This window comes from Ignavibacteriales bacterium (assembly GCA_026390575.1).
In the GTDB taxonomy this organism is placed as follows: domain Bacteria; phylum Bacteroidota; class Ignavibacteria; order UBA10030; family UBA10030; genus Fen-1298.
The window spans coordinates 338499-363555 of record JAPLFR010000009.1 but is presented as its reverse complement, the minus strand read 5'-3'; the positions used below and the strand labels follow the sequence as shown (position 1 = coordinate 363555).

At 39.6% G+C, this 25057-nt stretch carries 26 protein-coding genes and 1 tRNA gene; 18 read left to right on the top strand and 9 right to left on the bottom strand.

Annotation, left to right across the window (positions count from 1 at the left end; all coding sequences use genetic code 11):
• Positions 1 to 85 precede the first annotated feature (85 nt).
• From NTX44_10030 to NTX44_10005, 6 genes are read right to left on the bottom strand one after another with little or no spacing between them, the layout of a single operon-like run.
• Entirely contained in the window at positions 86 to 964 is an 879-nt protein-coding gene (locus NTX44_10030) for a permease-like cell division protein FtsX (GenBank protein MCX6121944.1), read from the bottom strand.
• 7 nt (positions 965 to 971) lie between these two features.
• Positions 972 to 1811 carry a prephenate dehydratase gene (gene pheA, locus NTX44_10025; protein MCX6121943.1) on the bottom strand — a complete coding sequence of 280 codons (840 nt, stop codon included), beginning with the start codon at positions 1809 to 1811 and terminating at the stop codon, positions 972 to 974.
• A gap of 18 nt (positions 1812 to 1829) precedes the next feature.
• On the bottom strand, positions 1830 to 2411 hold the full coding sequence (locus NTX44_10020) for a hypothetical protein (GenBank protein MCX6121942.1): 582 nt from the start codon (positions 2409 to 2411) through the stop codon (positions 1830 to 1832).
• Positions 2412 to 2463: 52 nt separating this feature from the next.
• Positions 2464 to 3045, bottom strand: coding sequence for a hypothetical protein (locus NTX44_10015; protein MCX6121941.1), 582 nt, complete (start codon positions 3043 to 3045; stop codon positions 2464 to 2466).
• Between the two features lie 10 nt (positions 3046 to 3055).
• Complete coding sequence (gene recR / locus NTX44_10010; GenBank protein ID MCX6121940.1) at positions 3056 to 3655, bottom strand: recombination mediator RecR; 600 nt, start codon at positions 3653 to 3655, stop codon at positions 3056 to 3058.
• A gap of 51 nt (positions 3656 to 3706) precedes the next feature.
• Entirely contained in the window at positions 3707 to 4051 is a 345-nt protein-coding gene (locus NTX44_10005; protein MCX6121939.1) for a YbaB/EbfC family nucleoid-associated protein, read from the bottom strand.
• Between the two features lie 361 nt (positions 4052 to 4412).
• On the opposite strand from NTX44_10005, the gene NTX44_10000 reads away from it, so the two are divergent.
• The 4 genes from NTX44_10000 (at position 4413) to NTX44_09985 (ending at position 8594) form a co-directional block, all read left to right on the top strand.
• Positions 4413 to 4487 (top strand) — tRNA-Asn (locus NTX44_10000).
• A gap of 372 nt (positions 4488 to 4859) precedes the next feature.
• A complete protein-coding gene (locus NTX44_09995) occupies positions 4860 to 6182 on the top strand; it encodes a NupC/NupG family nucleoside CNT transporter (GenBank protein ID MCX6121938.1) in 1323 nt (440 codons plus the stop codon).
• A gap of 29 nt (positions 6183 to 6211) precedes the next feature.
• Positions 6212 to 7816: a hypothetical protein gene (locus NTX44_09990; GenBank protein ID MCX6121937.1), complete on the top strand. Its 1605-nt coding sequence runs from the start codon at positions 6212 to 6214 to the stop codon at positions 7814 to 7816.
• Between the two features lie 10 nt (positions 7817 to 7826).
• The gene (locus NTX44_09985; GenBank protein MCX6121936.1) at positions 7827 to 8594 is read left to right on the top strand and encodes a lysophospholipid acyltransferase family protein; all 768 of its coding nucleotides are present in this window, start codon (positions 7827 to 7829) and stop codon (positions 8592 to 8594) included.
• A gap of 275 nt (positions 8595 to 8869) precedes the next feature.
• Here NTX44_09985 and NTX44_09980 read toward each other — a convergent pair whose 3' ends face one another.
• Positions 8870 to 9514 carry a DUF2807 domain-containing protein gene (locus NTX44_09980; protein ID MCX6121935.1) on the bottom strand — a complete coding sequence of 215 codons (645 nt, stop codon included), beginning with the start codon at positions 9512 to 9514 and terminating at the stop codon, positions 8870 to 8872.
• Between the two features lie 490 nt (positions 9515 to 10004).
• On the bottom strand, positions 10005 to 11840 hold the full coding sequence (locus NTX44_09975; protein ID MCX6121934.1) for an ATP-binding protein: 1836 nt from the start codon (positions 11838 to 11840) through the stop codon (positions 10005 to 10007).
• Between the two features lie 517 nt (positions 11841 to 12357).
• On the opposite strand from NTX44_09975, the gene NTX44_09970 reads away from it, so the two are divergent.
• From NTX44_09970 to NTX44_09930, 9 genes are all read left to right on the top strand, one after another.
• Entirely contained in the window at positions 12358 to 12639 is a 282-nt protein-coding gene (locus NTX44_09970) for a hypothetical protein (protein MCX6121933.1), read from the top strand.
• Between the two features lie 88 nt (positions 12640 to 12727).
• Positions 12728 to 12997: a hypothetical protein gene (locus NTX44_09965; GenBank protein ID MCX6121932.1), complete on the top strand. Its 270-nt coding sequence runs from the start codon at positions 12728 to 12730 to the stop codon at positions 12995 to 12997.
• A gap of 80 nt (positions 12998 to 13077) precedes the next feature.
• A complete protein-coding gene (locus NTX44_09960; protein MCX6121931.1) occupies positions 13078 to 13875 on the top strand; it encodes a hypothetical protein in 798 nt (265 codons plus the stop codon).
• A gap of 80 nt (positions 13876 to 13955) precedes the next feature.
• Positions 13956 to 14744 (top strand): ArdC family protein, encoded by a 789-nt coding sequence (locus tag NTX44_09955; GenBank protein MCX6121930.1) that lies wholly within the window; start codon positions 13956 to 13958, stop codon positions 14742 to 14744.
• Positions 14726 to 15190, top strand: a complete 465-nt coding sequence (locus NTX44_09950) for a DNA repair protein RadC (GenBank protein ID MCX6121929.1) — start codon at positions 14726 to 14728, stop codon at positions 15188 to 15190. Before NTX44_09955 ends, NTX44_09950 begins: the two co-directional genes overlap by 19 nt.
• Positions 15191 to 15550: 360 nt before the next feature.
• Complete coding sequence (locus NTX44_09945) at positions 15551 to 15805, top strand: hypothetical protein (protein MCX6121928.1); 255 nt, start codon at positions 15551 to 15553, stop codon at positions 15803 to 15805.
• Position 15806: 1 nt separating this feature from the next.
• Positions 15807 to 16364 (top strand): ERF family protein, encoded by a 558-nt coding sequence (locus NTX44_09940; protein MCX6121927.1) that lies wholly within the window; start codon positions 15807 to 15809, stop codon positions 16362 to 16364.
• A gap of 31 nt (positions 16365 to 16395) precedes the next feature.
• Positions 16396 to 16680 (top strand): hypothetical protein, encoded by a 285-nt coding sequence (locus tag NTX44_09935; GenBank protein MCX6121926.1) that lies wholly within the window; start codon positions 16396 to 16398, stop codon positions 16678 to 16680.
• Positions 16681 to 16731: 51 nt separating this feature from the next.
• On the top strand, positions 16732 to 17766 hold the full coding sequence (locus NTX44_09930; GenBank protein ID MCX6121925.1) for a DNA methyltransferase: 1035 nt from the start codon (positions 16732 to 16734) through the stop codon (positions 17764 to 17766).
• A 578-nt stretch (positions 17767 to 18344) separates the two neighbouring features.
• Here the strand turns inward: NTX44_09930 and NTX44_09925 are convergent.
• Positions 18345 to 18467: a hypothetical protein gene (locus NTX44_09925; protein ID MCX6121924.1), complete on the bottom strand. Its 123-nt coding sequence runs from the start codon at positions 18465 to 18467 to the stop codon at positions 18345 to 18347.
• Positions 18468 to 19002: 535 nt separating this feature from the next.
• Between NTX44_09925 and NTX44_09920 the strand changes: the two genes are divergently transcribed.
• The 5 genes from NTX44_09920 to NTX44_09900 all read left to right on the top strand — a co-directional run bounded on the left by NTX44_09920 (position 19003) and on the right by NTX44_09900 (position 24187).
• Entirely contained in the window at positions 19003 to 19194 is a 192-nt protein-coding gene (locus NTX44_09920; GenBank protein MCX6121923.1) for a hypothetical protein, read from the top strand.
• 722 nt (positions 19195 to 19916) lie between these two features.
• Positions 19917 to 20402 (top strand): hypothetical protein, encoded by a 486-nt coding sequence (locus NTX44_09915; GenBank protein MCX6121922.1) that lies wholly within the window; start codon positions 19917 to 19919, stop codon positions 20400 to 20402.
• Positions 20403 to 20843: 441 nt separating this feature from the next.
• Positions 20844 to 21989, top strand: a complete 1146-nt coding sequence (locus tag NTX44_09910; GenBank protein ID MCX6121921.1) for a hypothetical protein — start codon at positions 20844 to 20846, stop codon at positions 21987 to 21989.
• On the top strand, positions 21982 to 23184 hold the full coding sequence (locus NTX44_09905; protein MCX6121920.1) for a DUF87 domain-containing protein: 1203 nt from the start codon (positions 21982 to 21984) through the stop codon (positions 23182 to 23184). The genes NTX44_09910 and NTX44_09905 overlap by 8 nt, the downstream gene beginning before the upstream one ends.
• Positions 23185 to 23464: 280 nt before the next feature.
• Entirely contained in the window at positions 23465 to 24187 is a 723-nt protein-coding gene (locus NTX44_09900) for a hypothetical protein (GenBank protein MCX6121919.1), read from the top strand.
• Positions 24188 to 25057 lie beyond the last annotated feature (870 nt).

Sequence of the window (25057 nt, the reverse complement as noted above, 5' to 3'; positions counted from 1 at the left end):
CCGTTTTTTGCTTCGCAGAATAGTACTGCATCCCAGCAACAAGAGCATCAGGAGTTCATGCTGATTTTCTTAAATGGAGGGAAGTTTAATTTCCAACTCCTTCACTAATAAATCGACGAACGGAAATCATGCTTCCCAGCAATCCCAGAACGCAACCGATTCCAACGATGACGCCGTAGTAGTAAGGCTGAACACGGACAAACTCTGAAAGCGAGACAGTCAACCACTGTTCCAGATATTGAAAGAGCGCGAAAATAATTATGGCGGCGATTGCTCCGCCCAGCAGACCCTGAAGAAATCCTTCCAGCAAGAACGGCGTACGGATAAAGGTTCGTGTTGCGCCAATGAGTTTCATTGTTTGGATAATTTTACGCTTGGCATAGATGGCAAGGCGTATCGTGTTCGCTACTAAAATGACCGAAGAGATTGTAATAAAAATGCCAACACCGAGTGTAATCCAAAGAAACAGCATCGCGCGTTGATCCAGCATCTCCAATAATTGTTTCCGGTAGATGACATCATCCACGCCTTTGATGGATCGTATTTGATTGGCAATACCCTCTGCATGTTTTGCAGTTTTGTAGCCGTCTTTTAAGAATATTTTCAGAGACGCCGGCAGCGGGTTGAAATTCAACACTTTGTAAATATCCTCGCCGAACTCTTCATTGAATATTTTCGCTGCTTCTTCTTTTGAAACGTACCGAACCTCGCGCACACCGTCCAGCATCTCTACTTGGCCTTTTACTTCAATGAGCTGATCGTTGGAAACTTGTTCATTCAGAAAGGCTTCCATCTCCACTCGTTCGCGAAGGGATTTTACCAAATCATTCACATTTAAAAAAAGAATGGCAAAAAAACTCAGTAGTAAAAGAGACACGCAAATCGTGAAGACAGCGGCAAACATCGAAAGCTTGGCGCGTTGGAAACCTGAAAATCCTTCTTTTACAACATATCCGAGTTGCATATTGTTCTCACTTCCTGTGGCGTGATATAACGGAGTCGTCGAACGGCTGGTAACTGCCCAGCACACGTACAAAAGTACACACTTCTTCCAAATGATGTAATGCCTGCCGCAGCGGATCACGAGCAGGTATTCCCTCCACATCTAAGTAGAAGAGATATTCCCACGGTTTGCCGATGATCGGGCGTGATTCAATCTTCAGGAGATTAATGTCCCGCAGTGCAAATACTGCAAGCGCTTTGAAGAGTGCACCGGGAATATCCTTTACTGCAAAGACGAGCGACGTCTTCACGTTGCCAAACGGTTGAATTGGTTTTCGCGAAAGCGCAATGAAGCGCGTGAAATTGCGATGATTACTCTCAACGTTTCGTTTCAAAATATGCAGTCCGTGTACCTGCGCTGCCTGCTCGCTGGCGATAGCCGCTGCATCGTTGCGTTTCCGTTCCTGAATGAACCGGGCCGCCGCCGCGGTATCATGCACTGCTTCTACTTTCACATGTTTGAGTGTGCTAAGAAAGTTTTCGCATTGACCGATCGCCTGCAATTGTGAGTAGATTGTGCGGACACTGTTCCGTTTGGTTTTTGGCAGCGCCATGAGATGTAATTCAATACGGAGTTTTACTTCTCCGATGATAAAAAGCTTATGCTTCAGAAGAAGATCGTACACTTGATGAATACTACCGAAGAGTGAATTTTCAATCGGTACAATGCCAAAACCCGCGGCATGGCGTTCGGCATCCGCAAAAACATCGGAAAAAGCAGGCAGCGGTTTCAAGTTGGCATGGGCACCAAAGAATGTACGCGCCGCTTGCTCACTGAATGCACCCGGTTCACCTTGATATGCAATCATCACGTCTGCCTTTCCAAATTAATTATTGGATTCATCATTCCATCGGACAATCATCCACGGATCCTGCACTCGCATGCGTTCCAATGTGAGATTCGCATATCCGTTGACATAAATAATATCGCTCGGATTAAACGTAACCGTGAGATTGAATCCTCGTTTGATCATCACTTTTGTATTTGTCGAATCAACTGAAGACGATACAATGTCGTTCCATAAGATATCTAATCGCTGCGCATTCTGGAACAGTCCCCATGCTGTTCGCATCTCCTCATCTCTTCCCCATGTCACATCAACACTCCTGTCATAATCGTGATACACAAATGTAAAGTTACCGTCAAGAAGTTGCCCATAAATTGATGTATCGCGAAGAGTGTAAGCATATTTAAGATTTTGAAATATTCCGTCGGACGTTTTTTGATCACTCAGGATTTTCGATGTTCCATCGGAAGAATTATCCAACCCTGGCGCAAATGGATTACAGCCAACGAGCAACAAGATGAACGGTATGGAGATAATAATGATTTTCATTGAGGTTTTAGCCGTCAGAGCGTACGCACGCAGAAAGAAGTCGGCACTTTTCCATGAAATCAAAAACTTCAAGCTCCGGTTCCGAATCTATACTTGTTGAAGTACGAATCATCGATCCACCATGCTATCGTGCAAAAGCTCCTTTCAAATCGCTCCAAGTCGAATCAGAAGGATTCACTCCAATATCCACCCACCGCCTAATGTACCAATATCCAATCTGCGGATCACGAATAATCGTGAATTGTGATTGCCCCGAAAAAACTTTTGCCACGGCCGACCTTGTATGTGGAACATTCAGATGATACGCAGTTCCGATTTCACAAGAATCTGGAAAATTCGTTGATGTCATCGGTACAAATTCCAGAGTCACATTCGTGTTTTGTTGAAGACTATTCTTCACGTTTTCAAAATATTGCTGCTCTTTTGTTTTGTCCCAGTTCATTAATTCGCCGCCATATCTGGTACGAGCACTTGTCGCTGGTTCAAAACTAAATGACGTTTCGGAAAATGATTTGCTATAGTTGACAGCATCACGGTCTTGGAACGCGTTTACCATATTCTGCAATACGAGCGATGCATCTGTGGGTGGAATATAATTCGAACTCTGTTGTGACGGTTCTGCCGGTGTTCTCGTTTTGAACAAATCGCAGGACATCAAATTGAAACAGAACGCTATGCCAAGAGCTATATCGAGACTGCGCGGCATCAAAGTTCCTTCACACCGCAATACGCCCTTCAAATGCTCTGGAGAGAGTCGCTTCATCTGCAAATTCGAGATCAGAACCTACCGGCAACCCGCGTGCAATACGCGTTACTTTTATTCCCAGGGGTTTCAACAATCGGGAAAGATAGAGTGTTGTAGTTTCTCCTTCCACATTTGGATTCAGCGCCAAGATAATTTCTTCGATTGGTGAAGAAGAAAGACGCTGGAGTAATTCTTTAATCTTTAATTCTTCAGGACCAATGCCGTCAAGCGGCGAAAGCGCTCCACCCAAAACGTGGTATAAACCCTTAAATTCATTTGTTTTTTCAATGGCAAGAACATCGTGGGGCTCTTCTACAATGCAGATGAATGATCGTTCTCGTTTAGGATTCGAGCAGATTGCGCACGGATCGGTTTCCGTGATGTTTGAGCAGATAGTACAATACCGTACTTTATCTTTCACATTCACCAATGCTTTTGCCATCGTAACGACTTCATCACGCGACATTTTGAGTACATAGAGCGCAAGACGTTGCGCAGTCTTTCTCCCTATACCGGGAAGCTGTGCAAATTGTTCTGCAAGTTGTTCAATTGATTCAGCTGTATAAAACATTATATTCTTTCCATACAGATTCCCGAAGTCTCAAAGACTTCGGGAATCTTATTAAAAACCTGGAAGCTTCATACCGGGAATATTGGGCATCATTCCACCGGTCGCTTTTTGCATTTCTTCCGCCGCCATTGCAGTTGATCGTTCCAGCGCTTGATTGACAGCTGCCAAAACTAAGTCTTCCAGCATCTCTTTCTCATCCGGATTTATAACTTCCTTTTCAATTTCAATTTTCATGATATGCTGTTTGCCGTTGGAAGTTACTTTCACCATACCTCCGCCGGCTTCGGCAGTCACAGTTTTATTTTCAAGCTCTGCCTGAACTTGATCCATCTTCTCCTGCATTTTCTGCACTTGCTTCATCATCTGCTGCATATTCGGCATGCCGCCTTTAAACATTTCGATATCTCCTAAGTTTTTTGTTCGAAAATAACTTTCTGCGTCAATATACCCCGAAATGGAAGGAAAGTCAACGCACGAAATTTGGAATACTCATCTTGACTTTCCGAAGAATTGGAGATATATTTAGGTAAAGCTCATCAGCAGTGATGAGTTTTTTAGTGATGTGATTCCGCGATAGCTCAATGGTAGAGTCCCGCAAAACAACTGCGGGATTTCGAGCCGCCACCTTTAGTGTCGGTTCTCAACATGCGGCTATTATATCGACGAAGTCGGGACGTAGGTTCGAAAATAGTGTGAAGTTCTTTTAGATAAGCGTTGTTTAGTGGATGATGGAATTGGATTTCATCGTTCACAAAATTCCGCGATAGCTCAATGGTAGAGCATGCGGCTGTTAACCGCAGGGTTGTAGGTTCGAGTCCTACTCGCGGAGCCAAGGAAGGTAGAAAGTCGAAACAGCGGTTTCGACTTTTTGCTTTTTATCCCAGTCCAATTCAACTACTCCATCCCCTTGAAAAGCCAATCTAAGCTTTCCTTTCGATTCCTTCTTTTTTAGGTAGCAATCGATACTAGTCAAAATTGATTTTGTCACATTAATTTCTTCATTCTCGAAAAGAAGCAATAAGAAATCCAAAATGGAAGCATGTCATATAAAACATTCATAGAGCTTATGGAAATCCTCAATTAAACACAGATAGATTTCTGGGATATTCCTGATGATCATGGGATATTTCGCTGGAATGATAGAGAAAGTTTCTTATATTTCTGCAAATTGTTTTACAGATTTTTCCTATAGAATAGGATGAATATGAATCTCGAATCAATCCTTCGCGGGCTCTTTGGCCTTACTATCATCACGGCGCTTGCATACCTTTTCTCAAATAATAAGAAGAAGATCAATTGGAGACTTGTTGGCACAGGCATCGTGCTTCAATTCGCTTTCGCGTTTATCGTGGTTAAGACCGATATTGGAAGGGAGATCTTCAACTATTGCAGTCAATTCTTCGTGTGGCTCTTTAGCTTCGCAAGTAATGGGGCGCAATTCGTTTTCGGCGCTCTGGCAAAAGGTCCCGGCACGCCTGGAAGCCTCGGTATGATATTCGCTTTCCAAGTATTGCCGACCATTATTTTCTTTGCATGCTTCATGAGCGTTATGTATTATCTCGGCATTATGCAACGCATTGTGCAAGGGATTGCATATGTGATGTTACGCTTATTAGGAACCAGTGGTGCCGAATCACTTGATGTCGCTGCAAATACATTTATTGGACAAACTGAAGCGCCGCTCGTCATTCGTCCCTATCTTTCAACACTAACAAATTCCGAACTCTTCACCATTATGACCAGCGGTATGGCGCATATTGCCGGTGGAGTCCTTGCAGCGTATATGCAAATGCTTGGTATTGCATACGCAAAAGCCTCCGGATTATCTGTTGATGCATCGCAGGTTTATTTTGCCGGCCACCTTCTCGCGGCAAGTATTATGGCGGCCCCTGCAACGATGGTTGTTGCGAAAATGCTGATGCCGGAAACAGACACGCCGTTGACGATGGGAACTGTACGAGTCAAAATCGAGCGAACTCACTCCAATGTTATCGAAGCTGCAGCAGGCGGTGCTGGTGATGGCGTGCGTCTCGCGCTCAATGTCGGCGGAATGCTTATTGCATTCATCGCTATCATTGCGCTCATCAATGCATTGCTTGGGTACGTTGGAGATGTATCAGGCTTGAATGCAGTTTGCCAGGCACAGTTCCAGCAGAAACTTTCACTCGAACTCCTTTTCGGACTCGTGTTCCAATTTATCGCATTTACCATCGGAGTGCCGTGGCATGATTCACTCAATGTCGGCAGCCTGATGGGTATCAAACTGGTCGTGAACGAATTCGTAGCCTACTTGCGAATGACCGACATGATCTCGGCAGGAATGCTCTCGCCAAAAGCAATTGTGATCGCAACGTATGCGCTTTGCGGGTTTGCAAACTTTTCATCCATTGCAATTCAAATCGGTGGATTGAGCCCTCTGGCTGAAAACCGCCGAGGCGACATCGCCAAACTCGGTATGAAATCATTGCTCGGCGGAACAATCGCAACATGGATGACCGCTTCAATCGCAGGACTTCTCGCAAACTAATTCTGTATGTATTATTCAAGGATCGCCCTATGAACGACAACCAGAAAAAGTATAAATGGTTTGTACTCGGAGACTGGAACGGTTTCTTCGGCCTCATGTTCGACAACCTGACCGTTCTCTCTTTTCTCGCCGGTATTCTCATTTTCGTTTTCAAATATCCCGCAGACATTGTCTACACGCGGATGTTTCCTGGAACTGCCTTCGGTGTCTTGTTCGGCGATCTTATCTATACATGGATGGCATTTCGGCTCGCGAAGAAAACCGGCAACACGAAAGTCACAGCAATGCCCCTTGGACTTGATACACCATCGACCATTGGTATTGCGCTTGTCGTTCTTGGCCCCGCTTTTATCGGATTGAAGGCAGAAGGAATTCCAGAACGCGACGCCGCAATGATGACTTGGTACATCGGTATGGCAACAATGGTTTTTATGGGATTAGTGAAAGTAGTATTTTCTTTTTTTGGAAGTTGGGTGCAAAAAATAGTCCCACAAGCAGGACTCCTTGGTTCACTTGCAGGCATCGGACTCGGACTCATTGCGATGACACCGCTAATCGATATCTTCGGTATGCCGCTTGTTGGACTCATCGCACTTGGTCTGATATTCTATACCTTGGTTGCTGGAATCAAACTGCCATTTAAAATCCCGGGAGTGCTTGCATCCGTTGCCATTGGAACCTTACTCTATTATTCACTCGGCCCTTCGGGAATTATCGGCGGAACATACGTCGGTCCGCCTCCTGCTGAACTTCATTTCGGTCTTCCTTTGCCGACATTGGATTTCATCAAAGGCCTTGGTCCTGCATTAAAATATCTACCCATAGCAATTCCGTTCGGCATTTTAACTGTTGTCGGCGGAATTAACGTTACGGAAAGCGCCCGCGTTGCAGGAGATGATTATAAAACACGCGACATTCTTCTTACAGAGGCATTTGCGACACTTATCGCTGGAATTTGCGGTGGCGTGGCACAGTCAACTCCCTACATCGGACAGCCGGCATACAAACACATGGGTTCACGCTCCGGCTATACATTGCTTACCGGTATCTTTATTGGATTAGGCGGCATATTCGGATACGTATCATTTATCGTTGAATTAATTCCGCGGGCAGTCCTGGCGCCGATCCTTATTTTTGTCGCATTTGATATCATCGCACAATCATTCCAGGCATGTCCGGCTCGGCATGCACCGGCAGTAGCGTTTGCATTCTTTCCCACCATCGCCCGGTTACTCGCTATAAAGTTGGGAAACCCGGACGCCGTACTTCCTGAAACATTTAATAAGTTGATGACGCTTCCCGGTAAAGCGCTGCCGGAAATGCTGGTCATCGTTGCACTCGGCAATGGATTCATCGTCACGGGAATGTTATGGGGAGCATTTCTTGCAGAATTGATTGATCGGAAATTGCGAAGCTCCTCCATCTATCTCGTTGTGCTTGCTGTGCTCGCGTTCTTCGGTATTATACATTCTGCCATGCCCGATGGTGTCATGTATCTGCCATGGACACTTGATGGATTAGCAAGACAGGTTCCCTATCAATTCACTGCGGCATATCTCGCATTGGCTGTTTTCTTCTTTGCCATGTCATGGACAAAAGAGAGCCGCGAACCGATTACAGGAATGGAACACTAAAGGATTTCTTATGCTTCGTTCCGCACTTGTCTGGCTTACAACATGCATACTTATTCTTCTTTGGTTTGTTTTATTAGCGGTGAGCAGATTATTTGACCGTGATCCGGTACACTACCGGACTGGTTATCTTTTTCGAAAAATCGGAAACGCAATAACCTGGATCAATTCTGCATGGCGGCTTCACATTACAGGCGAAATTATTTCCGACCCCCGGCGACCGTATGTTGTTGTGTGCAATCATCAATCGATGGCTGACATTCCATTGATCAGCAACTTGCCGTGGGAAATGAAATGGCTGGGAAAAGTGGAATTGTTCAAACTTCCAATCCTTGGCTGGATGATGTGGCTTGCAGGCGATATTAGTGTCGATCGAAAGAATCCGCGCAGCGGCGCTCAGGCACTCATCAAAGCACAGCATATTCTTCAACAAAAATGTTCAGTGATGATTTTCCCCGAAGGAACGCGTACTCTTGATGGACGCGTACGGCAATTTACCGATGGAGCATTTCACCTCGCTATCAGAGCGAAGGTCCCAATCCTCCCTCTCGTCATAGAGGGTTCGCGCGATTGTATTCCTAAGAACAGTTGGAAATTCGGCAAACCGTCGGATATTTTTTTGAAAGTCCTCCAACCGATCGAAACATCTTCGTTGACCATACAGGATGTTCCTTCACTTCGCGATTCCGTTCGTTCTGCAATGATGAAACAGATTGCAGAATGGCGCTCTGTTTCAATTGAAGATGTGGATGGAATGCAAGTGACTCCACCGGAATCGTAAAAGCACAACGCTTGAAGTGAAATCCGATTAAGTCTCTCACAATAAATGATCCCCGCCGCAAGCAGCGGGGTATTCACTATGTCACCCTGAACTTGTTTCAGGGTCTACAGTATAGATGCCGAAACAAGTTCGGCATGACAATCTATAATACGACGCAAGCGTCGGGGTATTAAATCCAATAGAGAATATAAAGCCTCAGAAAATATCTGAGGCTTTTTTATTCTTCAATAAATCGGTGGAGAGTTTACCGTAAGTGACTGCCGCTACGCACGCGTTTATTCCTTTATAATCCTCCCCGAACCATTGATTTGTTGATTGACGCTCTTTGGTTCCCCTTTATATTTCACAGTACCGGATCCATTGATTTGGGCAGAGATGGAATTATTCGCGTAGACTTGAATATTACCGCTCCCATTGATCTGGACATCAATATCGTCTGCAACGAGTGAAGCTGCATCAATCTTTGAGGAACCTGATGTATGGATACGAACATCACCGCTCTTTCCGTTGAGGTGTAATTTTCCGGAGCCGTTAATTTCAATTTCTAAAGAGTTATTGTTGACGTGATTGATTTCGCCGTCAGCCGAACCGTTCGATGTGAATCCGCTGATATTCGGAACAGAAGCCACAACGCGAATCCTATTGGTAGGCAAAACAAATCCTTTTGTGTAAATACGAAGTGTATGATCGCGAACCTCAGTTTTTACAAGCGGCAGCAGATTTTCATCAGTTTCAATTGTTAATGACTGTTTCGCCTGGCAATCAATCTGGATTTCATAACTGCCATCGCACGTAATAGCTTCAAAAGCCGGAACGTCCCTCGTTTCAGTTTTAATGGATCCATTCCCGTGAATTCTATGCCACTGACAGGAGCTGAGCGCGAAGATACTTACCAATGAAAACATGAGCAGTTTTTTCATGACGTGTATTTCCCTTTCAGAAAAGTTTGACTGTCTTGCCAGATACCTCTGCATATCTCCTTAACAGTATACCTTACTTTTCATCTAAAGGTTTCAACCGGGAATAAATGTTTTTTCCAATCTGCTTTTCGTACAAATAATTATATAAATGGAAATAATTTGTGGGCCCTGCTGGGCTCTGAGCCGAAGGCTTACGCCAAAAAGATGGCGTACAAGCATGCGCCTCTGGCGCAGAACCTGTGACCTTTTATTCTGTGGGCCCTGCTGGGCTCGAACCAGCGACCCGCAGATTATGAGTCACTTCGGGCACAATTTCATAAATCGTTATTTCATCGCAACTTAATATTTTTCAACATCTTAAGGCTTGGAAGATGAAGGAACATTTTTCCACATTTTCTATTCATTTCCATATTTTCCGTAGCCAAATCGTAGCGAAGAATAACTTTCCTTTACATATTTTTTATAAAAATATTTAATTGAATCAACGCTCCTAGTCAAAGCGGGCATTTAAAACATTCTGTAAAATTGTTTTTAGTTCGACTATTTCCATACTTGTAAAATAGGCACTTTCAGGAATGAGATTATAGCTCCGAAAGGTTTTTCCTTTGTAGTTGTCATCAAATGAAACGAATTTGTCTCCTTGATTAATTTTTAATTTAGCGATTATAGGCTCAATATCTTCCACAATCGCAGTGGGATCAAGCATTACTTCATAACAAATGAATTTATAAATGTAACGAAAAGGGTGATTAATTGATTTCGTAAAAGTTCCCTTAAGCTCTATGTACTTGGGGTTTGATTGATGCGTTACGACAAAATCAATTCCTGTTGTTGTATTATAATCTCGTATATCAAAAGTAAATAGATTGGGAAATGCTTGCATCAATTGTATGAGTAAAATAAGGGTTTCAGATTCTGAATAATATCCAGAACTCAATTTCTTGGGTTCATAAAAAATATGATCTCCGACAATAATCTTCTTCCTTGATTCGCTGTTTTTATGTCGCAAAGAAAGTGCTTTTCGATCTTCTTCAATTGATTCAATCTTTTTCTCCATGTTTTCTATTTCTATTCGCTGATTGATAGCTCCCTTGATTTCTGCAGTATTAAAAATATCTGTGACTTTTTTCTTGATAAGATCAATTATTTCGATTTCAGAATTGTGAATTGAGCCTCTGTTTGCTGTAAGACTAAAAGCATCCGAGTCAATAAATGCCTGCAAATAAGTGTATACACCTTTTGCACCCTCTATCCAAGTATCCACTTTTTCAACGGGGATGCCACCTTTGCACGCCCAAATACCATATCTATCACTGTCTGCATGAGTTATTTCTGTTCGGCCTCTACCACGCCCCGTTAGGAGAATATCATAGCGACGTTTGGTCTCATACCCTTCAAGACTAATAATTAAATTAAATGTAGTTCCGTCAGAACAGGAAACTGGCTTCTTGTAAATTATTTGGCTAAAATAGTCATAATAGGCCTTATTACTCCCGATTTCAGAAACGTATTTCTTCATTTCCTTATCAGTCGAACGCTCAGAAGGGAAATAATGTCCCATAGAGATTTTTTCAAAATTGCTATTTTCGTATTGCTCAATTATAGGCAATGGATCAATTGCTTTCTTCGAGTTGTAGTCTTTTAAGAAGGCATCACAATCAAGACTACGTAAGTATAATTCAAATTGACGATTCTTAATGTTTTCATCAAAATATGTGCGAACAGTGCCTAGGATTGTATACCACATACAATAATCACGAAGGTGTTTGTGGTTAAGCTTAAATTTTGTGTGTTGTGTTCGAAAATGCAAATGGCCAATTATTCTCACAAAAAAGCCTTGATTCCAATCAGAGGGTAGCTTTACATTCGTATCGTCTGGGGATATGGGATCAGAGTATTCAATGCCTTCTTTGTCACTCGCGATCTGATCAATAGGATTATTTAGGACTACCGAATAATAATCACCATTAAGTACTTTTGAAGTAATAATCACCTTAATAGAATTAAAGAATATCTTGGCGCCATGCCCTTTATATCCAATTTTAGTCTTGTCCGGTATCAGTTGTTTATTGACCTTTGTAGAATTCGCTAAGTCAAAAAAATTAGGAATATTTGCCTTAGGTAGGCCTTTCCCATTGTTGAATATGTCAATTATTAATTCGTTTCCGCTTATTTTTTGATTTTCATAAACATGGCATACAACTTTTGTCGCATCTTCGTCAAATGCATTTTGAATTGCTTCTCTAAAAATTTCTAGAGGTTCGCCAAAATCTCGAATAATTTGAAGAATTTCATACTTGCTATTGACTTTGATCATGTTAGACATTCTATAGACTCCATTCTTTGCAGTATCTTTTAGCAAATCGTTGTTTCTAGTGTTACAATATTACTCATTCTCTCTCATTAACACAAGGAGCAAAGATCTATACAATTCAAATCATTAAATCACTCAACCTCATCGATTTCTTCTGGACATTCATTTTTTGCGACCATACTTGATGTCTTCCATTAGCTTCTGCATAAAAGTACGTGTCTTGACATTTTTTTTCAGATGATCTATAATAAGAATAATAGCACTCTCGCAGTTATATAAATCATTATATCCCGCAGCAAGTATCCTACAAACTTAATAATAAATCTTTTTGACCTAATGTAAGGCAAAAAGTATTGATAGTGTCCGCATCATTGCCCTTTTAGTTTGAGCTATAAGCTTCAAACCAAAAAGGACAGCAACCTACTTAACTTCCCTCACAATAAATAATGAAATTCGGATAAGATTAACTCGGTTGCTGTCCTTGCGGACAAGATGCGGACTAATAAAATAAATCTTAATAATTGTCAATATGATAAAACGACTTGAGGTGCTCACCATCGAACAGAATCAAATAAAAGTAAATGTCGAAATAGATTATATCGCCAAGACAATTTCATTAGTCGATATTAACAGCAATCGCGGATGCTTTACCCGATACAAGGAATATGTTTTTGCCAATCGTTCTCTCGACTATATGAACAAGTGGCTTACTATCCTTGACGCTATCAAATATGCCATTATAGAATCAAGGAAATTACTTGAGTCTGATATATCTGAAAAAACAAAATTGGAAGAAAGCCGATCTCGATAATTATGATAATATCGGAACACTAATCTATTCATTGACTGCAAACTTTTCAAAAACACGAGTCTTAAATAACTAATATGCTATAATACATATGAACATACCCAAACAGCTAAAAATAGGCGGTCATATCGTTAAGGTTGACATGAGTGAGGAATTGGATAATAATGGCGAGTCGGAACCTTGCATTAATCTGATAAAGATTAGTAAGGAGATAGCTCAGAGCCAAAAAGAGTCCACTTTGATACACGAGATATTTCATTTTTTAAACACCACCTTTGATCACGGCATGAACCACGCCTTTATGGATAGCTTGGCCGAACAGTTTTATCAAGTTTTAAAAGATAATAACCTTTTAAAATAACATGGCCAGAACGACTCGTCAATAGTTTGTTCTGGCAGCGGTATCGGTAGGATACTCATTCCTGTTATAGCCCCATTAGTATGAATCACCAACATAATACCCTCCACGAATTATTATCAATTCAAGCCGGAAGTATCAACAACCTTTTCTCTTATGAAGCCAAGTCTTATAAGGGATCTTTGTTGCAGGTGAATAAGGATATCAAGAAATACGTAAAAGCCGGTTGGGTCCAACAGATACCCTTCGACATAAGACCAAGAAACAAACGCCAGCAATATTTTTATTTCGTTACGAGAGGCGGCACAAAAGTTATTGACCGACTTGAGGACTTTAAACAAAAGATAACCAAGTCTTTGAATAACGCCGAACACGAGTCAATGAAGTTTGATGTTGCCTTATCCTTCCTGAGAAACTTCCCCGATTGTGAGTTTGATTTTAATTACAAAGCTGACTTTAACGGCATAAGACCGGATATATTTATCAAAGCAAAAAACATTCACGATCACCGAGAATATTCTTTCTTTGTAGAGATAGAACGCAAAAAGGAATTCACAAGGATTAGCCGAGACAAAATTTTAAGATATAATAAATTCATCAAGGAGGGATTATTTACCAAGAACGGATTATCTCCCAAGACTAAAATATTGTTTGTTTGCGCTAATCACCGCTTCGATATTTATATGAGACCCATTCAATATTCCGAACCGCTCAATAGACCAACTATCAATTTGCTTTACAAGCAGTTTGAATATTTCCTATCAGGAATTAAAGACATTTCCGACAAGCATTTTCGCTTTATCCCCTTCCCCGAATTTACCGATATAGCAAAACCCATTTGGCGTATGCCAAGCGGAACGAAAGTAAAGATTATAGAATAGCACTTTAAAAATAACTAACCCATCAATATGAGATGGGTTAGTCCCACCTCATATTTCACAGCCATAATATGAGGTGAAAAATGAACCCCAAAGTAAAAGCAGTCCTGGATTCAATAATAGAACAATTCAAGAGTGGTAATATTCCCCAAAATGTGGCTCTTGCCTCTTTCCCTATTCCTAATCTCCCAAGCTCTAAGTGGAGTTTGCTAAACCAACTGGCAATGGTTTTTGCTAAGACTTGCGATGCACGGGGATACAAGCAATGGCTTGAGTCGAAACGCTTTGTTAAAAAAGGAGCAAAGGCGATTTACATTTTCGTTCCTCTTATCAAGAAAGATAAAGAGAATGGAGAAGAAAAATCTCTCTTAAAGGGATTCGGTGTCGCACCTGTTTTCCGAGTTGAGGATACCGAAGGTGAACCGCTTGACTACCAACAAATTCAACTCCCCGAACTCCCACTAATGGAAAGAGCCAAAGAACTTGGAGTTGAAGTCAAAGTAATTCCGGGAAATAAAGAACATTTGGGATATTATTCCCATTCTAAGAAAGTCATTGCTCTAGCCAGCCCCGAAGAGTGCGTTTTCTTCCACGAGATGTGCCACCGAGCTGATGACCTTATCAAGAACGGATTAAAGAAAGGACAGGACCCGCTTCAAGAGATAACCGCCGAACTTGGAGCATTAGCCCTCTGTAATATCGTGGGGCTTGACGGATCTAAGCACATTGGCAATTCCTACCGCTATATTGAAGACCACGCCAAAAAGTTAGGCATCTCCACTTACACCGCAGTTATCCGAGTTTTAGCCGAAACTGAAAAGGTGCTGAACCTGATTTTGAAGGGAGGCGAACAATGTCCGACCGTGTCGTGAAGTTCAAGACCCTTGTCTGGAAGTTTAAGGAGACAAGCTTCAAGTATCCCGAACTTTCAGAGATACCAAAGAAAGCAATAAACTCTCCCGAAGATGTTTTCAGACTTTTCAACCCTTTATTAAGAGAAGAATCAAAAGAGGTTTTCCTTGTAGTCTGGTTGAGTGCCACAAACCGAGCGCAAGGTTTTGAGATAGTTTCTTCTGGCTGTCTTAGTTCTTCACTTGTAGACCCCCGTATTGTTTTCCGAGGAGCGATAGTGGCTAATTGTGCTGCTATAATAGTTGCTCATAATCACCCGTCAGGAAATCAAGAACCCTCTAGTGAGGACATCTCAATAACCAAACAGCTTGTAGAAGCGGGAAAGATTATTGGTATATCTATCCACGACCATTTAATATTTGCCGACAATGCTTTTACTTCTTTTGCTGAACGCGGTTTAATATAAGGAGTAGCCAGATGTATAGTCCCCGCATAGACGAAAAGCTAATCCCTGTAATATACAGGCGAGCCAAATCCTCTAATAAGCCGATGACGAAAGTCGTCAATGAGATTTTGACGGCAGAACTCTGTGAAGACTTCTTTTGTCGAAATTGTAATAACACAATTTCGGCAGATCAAGGAAGTAAAGAGGGATATTGCGATAAATGTAATTCTGCCGTATTTCTTTTAACCACCAGCCAATAGGCCGGTGGTTTTTATTTCCTGTGGATAACCATTGCTTATATAGCTTGACAGATTTAATAGGTGTGCTATAATATCTATATAAGTATTACAATGCTTACACCGATAGTAATATTAGCGAAATATGTTTAATCCAAATAATCTTAGCGATTTATCTTCTGAACTTGAGAACGTGTTGAATACCCCAGTTAGTGAAAAGATACTTGAACAATTCACTGAAAAACAACGAAACCTTTTAGCACATCTGATACATGATTGGACGCAAGGCAAGAAAGTTGAAGGAGCGATAAAGAATATTTTAGAATGTGGGAAAGAGAAACTAAAACCGAGGGAGTATAGCGATAAGACAAAATATTACTTAGAAACTAAATTAAACTAATATGAACAAGCTGTTAGAATTTCAAAAAAAGGTAGGTGCAATTACCAAAGACAGCATTAATCCATTTTTCAAATCTAATTATTTTGACATCAATAAGCTGATTGATGTAATCAAACCAATACTCAATGAGTTAGGATTAATCCTAGTACAGCCGTTATCCCAAACAGCGAATGATAAACCCGCTCTACAAACAATTATTTTTGATACCGAAAGCGATAAAGAGCTATTAAAAAGCACGACCCCCTTGCCAGAAAATCCCGATCCACAAAAAATGGGGAGCATCATAACCTATTACCGCCGATATGCTATTCAGTCATTATTATTCCTGCAAGCGGAAGACGATGACGGAAACAGCGCGGCGCAAGTTCCAAAGAAGATAGTGAAACAGGGAGTTCCTAAAGCAATAGACAAAAAAACTATACTCGCTACTCTGTTGAGAAAGGCTTCTCAGAATAAATTGGAAACGCCGGAAGATTACAAGGAGGCATGTATGAACATCACCGGTTTTGAGTTATTGCCCGCTAATTATGATTTAATTATTAATCATTTAAAAAAATAATATGCCAAACAATTTTATTGACGGATTTTTCGTGAACCAACCAAGAGAGAATGCACCCGAATTTGTGAAGGGCAGCATTTCAATTAATGTAGACAAGTTTATTCCCTATTTAAAATCAAAAGCAGTAATTACTTCCAACGGTGTAGGCTATGTCAACATCAATTTGCTATTGAGTAAAGAAGGAAAGCTCTATGCTAAACTTGATGATTGGAAACCAAACGGAGCGAAATCATCTTCCGTTAAACAAGAAGTTAGTCCCGACAAAGCTATAGCAGAGGAAGAAAAGGATATTAATGTTGCCGATATTCCTTTCTAGTTTCCTCTTATAGATGAAATGAAATTAACCAAAAGGAAGATTACGAATATATTGTCGAAATCGCTTGAGCGGCAGAATCTTAATCAAATCCGTGCTACAGTCGAGGATTTTAAGACTAATGTTGCAAACCTGCCTATCGATAAAAAGGGATTTTTCAACATAGGTTCCAATGGAGATATTTTAATGGTTAGCTCAAAATATCTCATTGGCGAGCTTGACCAGATACTCGACACTAAAACAATTGAACGAACAAAATATTATATCAAACGACTGGTTCGTTCGCTCTCTGAGTCAAAGACAAGCAAGATAAATGATCTGAATTTACACAGATGGAAAGAGTACGACGATATTCTTACCGACAGCCTTTGGATTCTGGATAAACGCGACATTTCCGGTGCACACAATGGTGGTTATTGGGGCAACTTTATTCCCCAAATTCCCAACCAATTATTAAGACGTTATACTAAAAATGGTGAATGGGTTCTCGATGCTTTTTTGGGTAGTGGAACAACTTTGATAGAAAGTAAACGATTGGGAAGGAATGGTGTTGGAGTAGAACTTTTACGGAAAGTTGCGCAATCTGCGGCAAAGGCAATTGACCAAGAAGATGATTTGTTCTCCGCTCGCACAGAAATAATAGTTGGCGATAGTTCAAGTATAGATTTTAAGGCGGAATTAAAGCAGCGAAATATTAAAAGTGTCCAACTTCTGATAATGCACCCGCCATACTGGGATATAATAAAATTCAGTGAAAACAATAAAGATTTGTCTAATGCAAAAACAATAGACGAGTTCCTATGTCTCTTTGGAAAAATCATTGACGCTACATATCCCGTGTTGGACAAAGGTCGTTACTTTGCAGTGGTTATTGGTGATAAATATTCCGGAGGAAATTGGATTCCTCTTGGTTTCTATACAATGCAAGAAGTTCTAAAACGCGGATATTCTCTCAAGTCCGTTATCATCAAGAATTTCGATGAGACAAAAGGAAAAAGGAATCAGAAAGAACTCTGGCGATATCGTGCATTGGTTGATGGTTTCTACATCTTTAAACATGAATATATTTTCTTATTTGAAAAGAAATAAATGAACTGCGTTGTCAGGACCCCGTTAGAACAAATGGAGATTATAAATACATCTACAAACTTGAGAACTTACCATACCTAACAGTTATCGGACAGGATAAGGATTCACATGGCAAGAACAAAAGTAACTCTAAAAGGATATGAAACCGTTGCAAGGATTTTTATAACGTCGTGAGGTTTTCAAATATCGGTAATTACTATGTCTCAATTACAAAGTAACAAATCCTATAAAGAAAAAAACAAGATAACGACTCTTAATATTTTACTTCCCATTAGTCTCAAAAATAGATTTAAGGCAGCCTGCGCTATTCGAGGAGAACAATTTAGTATTGTGTTGAGAAATTACATAGCGCGGTATGTTAAAAAGGTTGAGGTAGCTAATACTCATCAAAGCAAATAACCGCTTGACAGGATTAATAGGTATGCTATAATACTTATATAATCATTAAACCTATGACATCTCAACAAGACCTATTTCCCAACACGGAATTGAAAATATCCGAAAATGTTAATCTCAAATTAGAACAGGATAAACATAATCGCGATTATTATTTCAGACAGATTTTAGATGAGGAGTATTTATGGGATATGCGTTGTTGGTTCAAGCCCAAAGAACAATACACCAAAGAAGAAATCAAAATACAAATCCTGAAATGGATTAAAGACGAGAGCAATGGAAAATGGAATTTCAATTGCGGTCATAGTGTCTATTGTATAAGAAGGGTTCTTAATAATCAGTGGGCAACATTTAACGAGGTCATTGATTTGGTAATCAGGAACAACAAGGTTAAGTATGCAGATTCAATAGGAAGCTGGTTTAAAAGTTTCGTGTAACACTGTTGAATGAAGAATTTTGGAGAAAGGAATTGAATTACAATTCTAAAATGAGAACAGCATAATTGTCATCTGCCTTTCAATTATAGCAAGCACCCTAACAAGTCAAGGGTAGAACTCACTTCGTTCGTCTCCAGCCCTATGACTTGCCAGGGAACCCGCTTGCTTTCTTTCAGGCATAGATGAGAAATAACTCATCACAATTATTAAACGATATGTTTAATGAATTAGCAAAATGTTTTAATGAAAATGATTTACGAACTGCCCTCAAACGTTCTCGTTATGAAAGTTCTTATTTAAGCATTAAAGATATATCAGTGATTTTGATTGAGGAGTTAGGATATGATGATTCAATAGAGCTTATGAAGTGTCTAAATGAAACTATAAACTAATTATTAGATGTATGTCTATTAATAAATGCGAGTGCGGATCGAAAGAGTTTATTGTTGATGAGGCAATAGCTCACCAAGCGGAGATGGATGATGATGGAGAGCTGACGGTCTATAAGAGTCAAGAATGTGAAGTATTAAAAGTGGTTTGTGCGAAATGCGACAAGGTTTATAGCGAGGAAGATTTTAAACAGATTAATTTTTAATTATATGGCAAAGATAAATGAGTTAGTGATACGAATATTTGAGTCGGATAATGAGCCGGGATATTTTTACGATATATACGATACGGCTGATATAACGGACGATGACGCGGAATCCGTAGACGGAGGGTTTTGTACGAGTACGATAGAGAACGCTTTGGATATGGCCATAGAACAAGCTAAGAAGCTTATTGAGAGTAGTAAGCCCTAACGGAGTTATTATAACAACAGAAGAGACTTTGACTGCTAATTACATCAAAGTCGGCAATAAACGGGCGTAAGCCTGTTTTTTGTATATCCCGATGCCACTCCCTAGAATCAAAGGCCATCGTTTTCTCACCCTCCGCACGAAACGGAGCGCTCGACCTCCGGCCTTCCATTCTCACGCCTTATATAGCAACCTGTAAATTTATAATTATACCTCACTAACAAAGGGGGTTTTTGTTTTTACCTGTAATTTGCGACCACCTGATTATTCTGTATCCACACAAGAGATTTACAGGTTTTTTATATATCTTTTACAGGTGGAGCTATCGGAATTAAAAAACGACTTAAGAGACATAATCCCATTAGAAAGCGGCGGAAGTTTCAAACTACTTTGGGATATGCTTTATCATATCCGATTGCTTAAGTATGTCCGGCAGTCAGACATTAAGTTAATTAATTCCCGATACTCTAAGATTTGCTCTACAAAGAAACTTGATCGGCTTGTAGGATTAGGACTTTTGAATCTGACCGCCAACGGCGTCTATGTGTCCACTCCTAGGAGTTTAGATATTCTAAAAGAAGCGGGCTACGATACCAGAGCCGTGCCTAAGAACTTTAACGGAGAAGGCGGTATAAACGAGCTTAACAACACCGAGGTTTTTATCCAAGCCCTTAAACTTCCAGACTTCAAGGCGTTGCTCTACCCTTCTTTTGATTACTTAAGGCCAGACGCTTTACTTGTTAGAGCTAATGATAAGGCTTATAAGTTAGAATTTTTAGAAATAGAAGCGAGTAAGGCCGGTTGGAGTGATTGGCTTGAGAGTAAGAGGATCAACTATTTGAAACTTGCCCGCGACAAGAGAGTTTATAATTATTGGAAAGAAAAATCTTATCATTTAGATTTGCCCGTTCCTTCTATAAATACCTTTAAGTTTTCTGTCGTGTTTGTTTGTAAATTAAAAAAAGATTTTGGACAAGGATTTAATTTTTTAAGTAGTTTATGAATTTATTAAAAAACAAGTTTAGATTATTAGGGTTCGTTTTTACGTTTTTATTTATTCTTGTCTTACTTATTGGTTTTTTATATGGACGAAAACCAATAAAAGGAGCAACTCGATATAGTGATAATTATTTTTATACCAGCGAGGTATCACTAAAAAAGAATGTTCTTTACAAATTTGATTGTGATTTTGATGATAAGGGTCTATTTATCAACGATGTTAATTATACTCATTATATATTTTATCACTTTTCGATAATTTGCGATAAAAATTGTATTTTAAAATTTAGACACGATGAACATCTTTATAATTTTTCTTTTTTTTGGAAACATGACTTTGTCGTTTACGAGAATCAAATAGACGATATGGGTATTACATTTTATAGAGATACACTCCAATTTTACTATGTAAAATCGGATTATGAAAAAGTGATAAGACATAATTTTGGGTATCACAAAATATTTAATAAATAGATTATTTATGAAAATTTTGGGTGCTATATTTCTTATTGTATTTATTTCACTTTGTCTTATCTTTTTAGTTATTAATATATTTTTTATCTCTACCGAAGCAATCGGACATTTCCTCTTTAATTTGTTGGGTGTAGAATATTCCAGTTTTTTTATTTGGCCACTTCTTATTTTTGGAACTTTAGCTATTACATATTATTTAGCATCATTAACAAGTTATAAAGACCTTTATAACAAGGATAAAATTATGTCATTACTTGAACCCACAGATGACAATCTTCCGACCAAAAAAGAAATTAATTTATCGGAAGTTAATCTACAATCATTGATCGGAGAACTCCAGAATACCCTAACTTCTCCCACACCGATATTTTTTAAGGGATGGGGAAATAGACGTTTAGAATTGGATGTTGAAAGAGTTAGGTTATTAAATCAATATATTCGGAGTATAGCGGACACCGGTCAATCTTTTATTCGTTTGAAAGTAGATGCATTAATCAGTTATGATAAGATTAATCATCTTGCCCACACCGAGTTAAATGAATTAAAAAGACAATCAATAATATCTGATAATAACTTAAAGTTATTGCAAGATAAATACGAAAATGAACTTACTGCCCTCAAAACAGATACAGAATTAATGAAAATCAGGCTAGAGAAAGAAAGGATTGAACTACAAAGACAGCAAGATGAACTTCAAAGAGATAAAGACCGTCATCAAATGGAAATGGCCGAACGTGAGACAGCAAAAGAAGAACGCATAATGGATGCCACCAATAGGAAAAACATCAATGAAACTCATATCTATCTGGAAAAATGGCAAGCTAAGTTTGATGGAAAAGTAAAAAAACAAGTTATTGAATTATATAAAAAAATTGTTCAGGATTTAGACACAGAAAACATCACTCCCTCTCAAACCCTTATACTTATTTCTTTATTTGGCAGTGGTGTTACATCTTCGATAGAAGATTTTGATATGAAACGCAAATTAGCGGAAGAAACACTGAATAAGATGAAACAGGAAACTGCCTATAAAAAGGCGGAGGCGAAAAGTAAGTTTACCGAAGCAGAGGTTCTTAATTTTAAATATGAAAGAGACAAGGCTGCCACGCGTGAATAAGTATTTACTAAAACTCGGTTCATTAGAAGATATTCACCTTGAGTTGCCATATATAACAAATCTTAATCAAAGATTTAACCACACATACATAATCGGCAAGACGGGTATGGGAAAATCCGTTCTAATGGAACGAATGGCCGACTATGATATGAAGTATGGGCTATCCGTTATCTTCATAGATCCGAAAGGCGACAGCGTCAACAAACTGATAAATCCTAATGCTCGTTATGTTTCCTTTAATAACCCTGTCAAGATAAACCCTTTAAGACGCCGCGGGTATAAAGTAGATACTCTTATCCGAGAATTTACAGATGTTATGGATATTATGATTACAGCCACCTCTATAAATCCGGAGGCGACCGTTCGTATGAAAGAGATACTCTCCAAAGCGATTAAGGGATTTAAAGAAGAAGACCGCAATCTTAAGTTTTTAAATGAATTTTTGAGTTTTAAGGATGTCAGAGAGCGTTATCCATTTTCCGAGCCAGCCACTCGGAAATGGTTCAACGAAATAGAAGACACCAAGAAAAGCGGATTTAAAAAAACGAGCGATTATATAAACACAATGGGAAGCATATCAAGCCGTCTTTCTCAATTTCTTGATAATGAAGAGATGAGCCAATTTCTTACGACAGGAGAAAACGAGTTTGATATTTCTTCTATCATAGAACAGGGTCAGTCCTTACTTGTTAATACCGCCACCAGCGACAACGACAACCAGAGGTTCTTATCTGCTCTGATTCTCTATTCAGTTTTTTCCTATATCAAGAATAACACGATCAAGAAACCTTTGATGATTTACATTGATGAATTTCAGACAAGCGTCAATTCCAGCTTCCCTTCCCTATTACAATTTGCCAGAAGTTGCCAAGTTGGATTCACTCTTTCTCACCACGATTTTTTGGAAATAGAACCAAAGGTATTAAGCTCAATATTCGGAATAGTCGGTTCTTATATTGTTTTTAATTGCGGCGACACTGAAGCAAAGAGATTAGCCGATATTCTGAGAGTTAAGGAATCCGAAATAATGGACTTGCCGGATTACCACGCTTTTACGAGATTAGGAACAAGCAACAGCCATATCAAAACTTTTCCCCCTCTTCCCAATCAAACAGAACCAATCCCAAGCCAAACCACCCCAACAGAACAAGAACCAACATATAATTTCTTGTCTGATGACTGGATAATGGTATAATAGATATAGAAACGCAGAGATAGGCGAAAAACCGAATCTTAGTTTGACTTGTCACCAAGCACAGATAAGTCGTATTGTGAGCGGAAGCTAACGGAGCATTTGATGACTCCTATCAATGCGATTAACGGCCAGCGGTTGAACTATAATATTTATTTAGTCTTTGGCTGAAACTGAATAGATATTATTTGCGTTTCGATTTGATGACGAAGGACCGGCTCATGCCGGTCTTTTGCTTTATATGGTATAATAGAAGTAGTCCATTAAAAAGAAAGGAGCTTCTATGGAATACCTCAATTTCCAAGAGATTAGCCAGAAGATACAATTCAAAGATGTTTTGGATTGGCTCAATATCCCTTACACCACGACAAACGGAGAATTGAAGGGCGAGAGATTCGTAATCACCACTTCTAAAAACCTTTACTTTAATCCAATTGGAGAAGATAAAGGAAGCATCATTAACTTTTTGGCGCAACAGAAAGGAGTTGATTTAAGAATGGCAGCCAAGGATTTGAAAGACCATTTCTTGACGACACCGAAAGAACCAAAACGGGAATTGCCTAATCTGGAATTACACTATTGTAAATTCCTTGAGGACAAAGGGATCTCCGAAGAAATGGCTAAGAAATACGAAATCGGCCTCGTCAAGCAGCATAGCATTATTTCCGGTCGGATTGCTTTTAAGATGTATGATGAAAACGGCAATCATTCCGGCTATGTCGCTTACAACCCCAAGACTGATGAATGGTTTTTCCCAAAAGGGTTTAAGAGAACTCTTTATAACGGAAACCGCGCCGCGTCCGAGGTGGTTCATCTGACTGTATCTATTTGGGAAACGCTTGAGCTTATCAAGAAAGGCGACCCCTCTGTTTCCCTTATCGGTAAGACTATGACCGACATCCAAGCCGAGCAGTTATCCAAGTTCTTTTGTGTAATTGTTCATCACCCTGAGCCCGATAACATAGTTGTCCGTCTCGCTAATAAAACTTTCGTCAAGGTTGCCTAACCTTAATAGCCCTGAATAAAACAGGGCTTTTTTATTAACAGCTTAACCCTATATCACTACTTGACATAATATTTGGATGTGTTAATATACACTGTTAAACAAAAATATGAATAACGATTTTTATCTAACATATATAGACGAGATGACGCACGAGGAGCGCAGTATATTTCTGTATCGCTTTATTTTAAAATTGACTTGCACAGAAACAGGCAAGAGATTAAAAATGCCAATCCGAAAGGTAAAACTAATATCAGACCAATTTAAAACTATGATAGGTTTGGCGGAAATAAAGAAGTATGTCCTTGAAGCATTTGGCGTTTTGCGGGATATGCTATAATGAAATAAGACGGATATGATAACACCATTTGGCGAAACATATCATTAAGTAATAATTCGCACACGCGAGGGGTAATACCCTCCCGTTTGTGCTTTCTATTTATATGTTTGACATCTTTCATTCCTACAAACAAAAGCATCATGAACTGATCCATAAATTTGGCGAATTATTTTGTCATTATAGAATTTATATTGCGGCAATGCAAAGATTAAGCATCGCTTCCCGCCTTAAAATACTTGAAGATAAATTAGCCGAAGTTCAAAAAAACATTAGAGCAATATCCAATTATTTACAAGTTGATATTTTAGAGGTTAACTGTGAAAAACGGAGAAGAATATGATTAAAATCGGAGAAAGACTTTTTATTATTAGAAAATATATTTTCGTTAGAGCGCAAGCGAAGCAATCAAGAAAGATAAAATTACTCCTGTTGACGATTTCTGGATTGACGAGGATTTATTTTACTTGACTCTTTCCTTTTTTAAAACGGTTAGCGTTCCCATCACGCCGGCGGCTCGATTCTTTCAGAAAGTA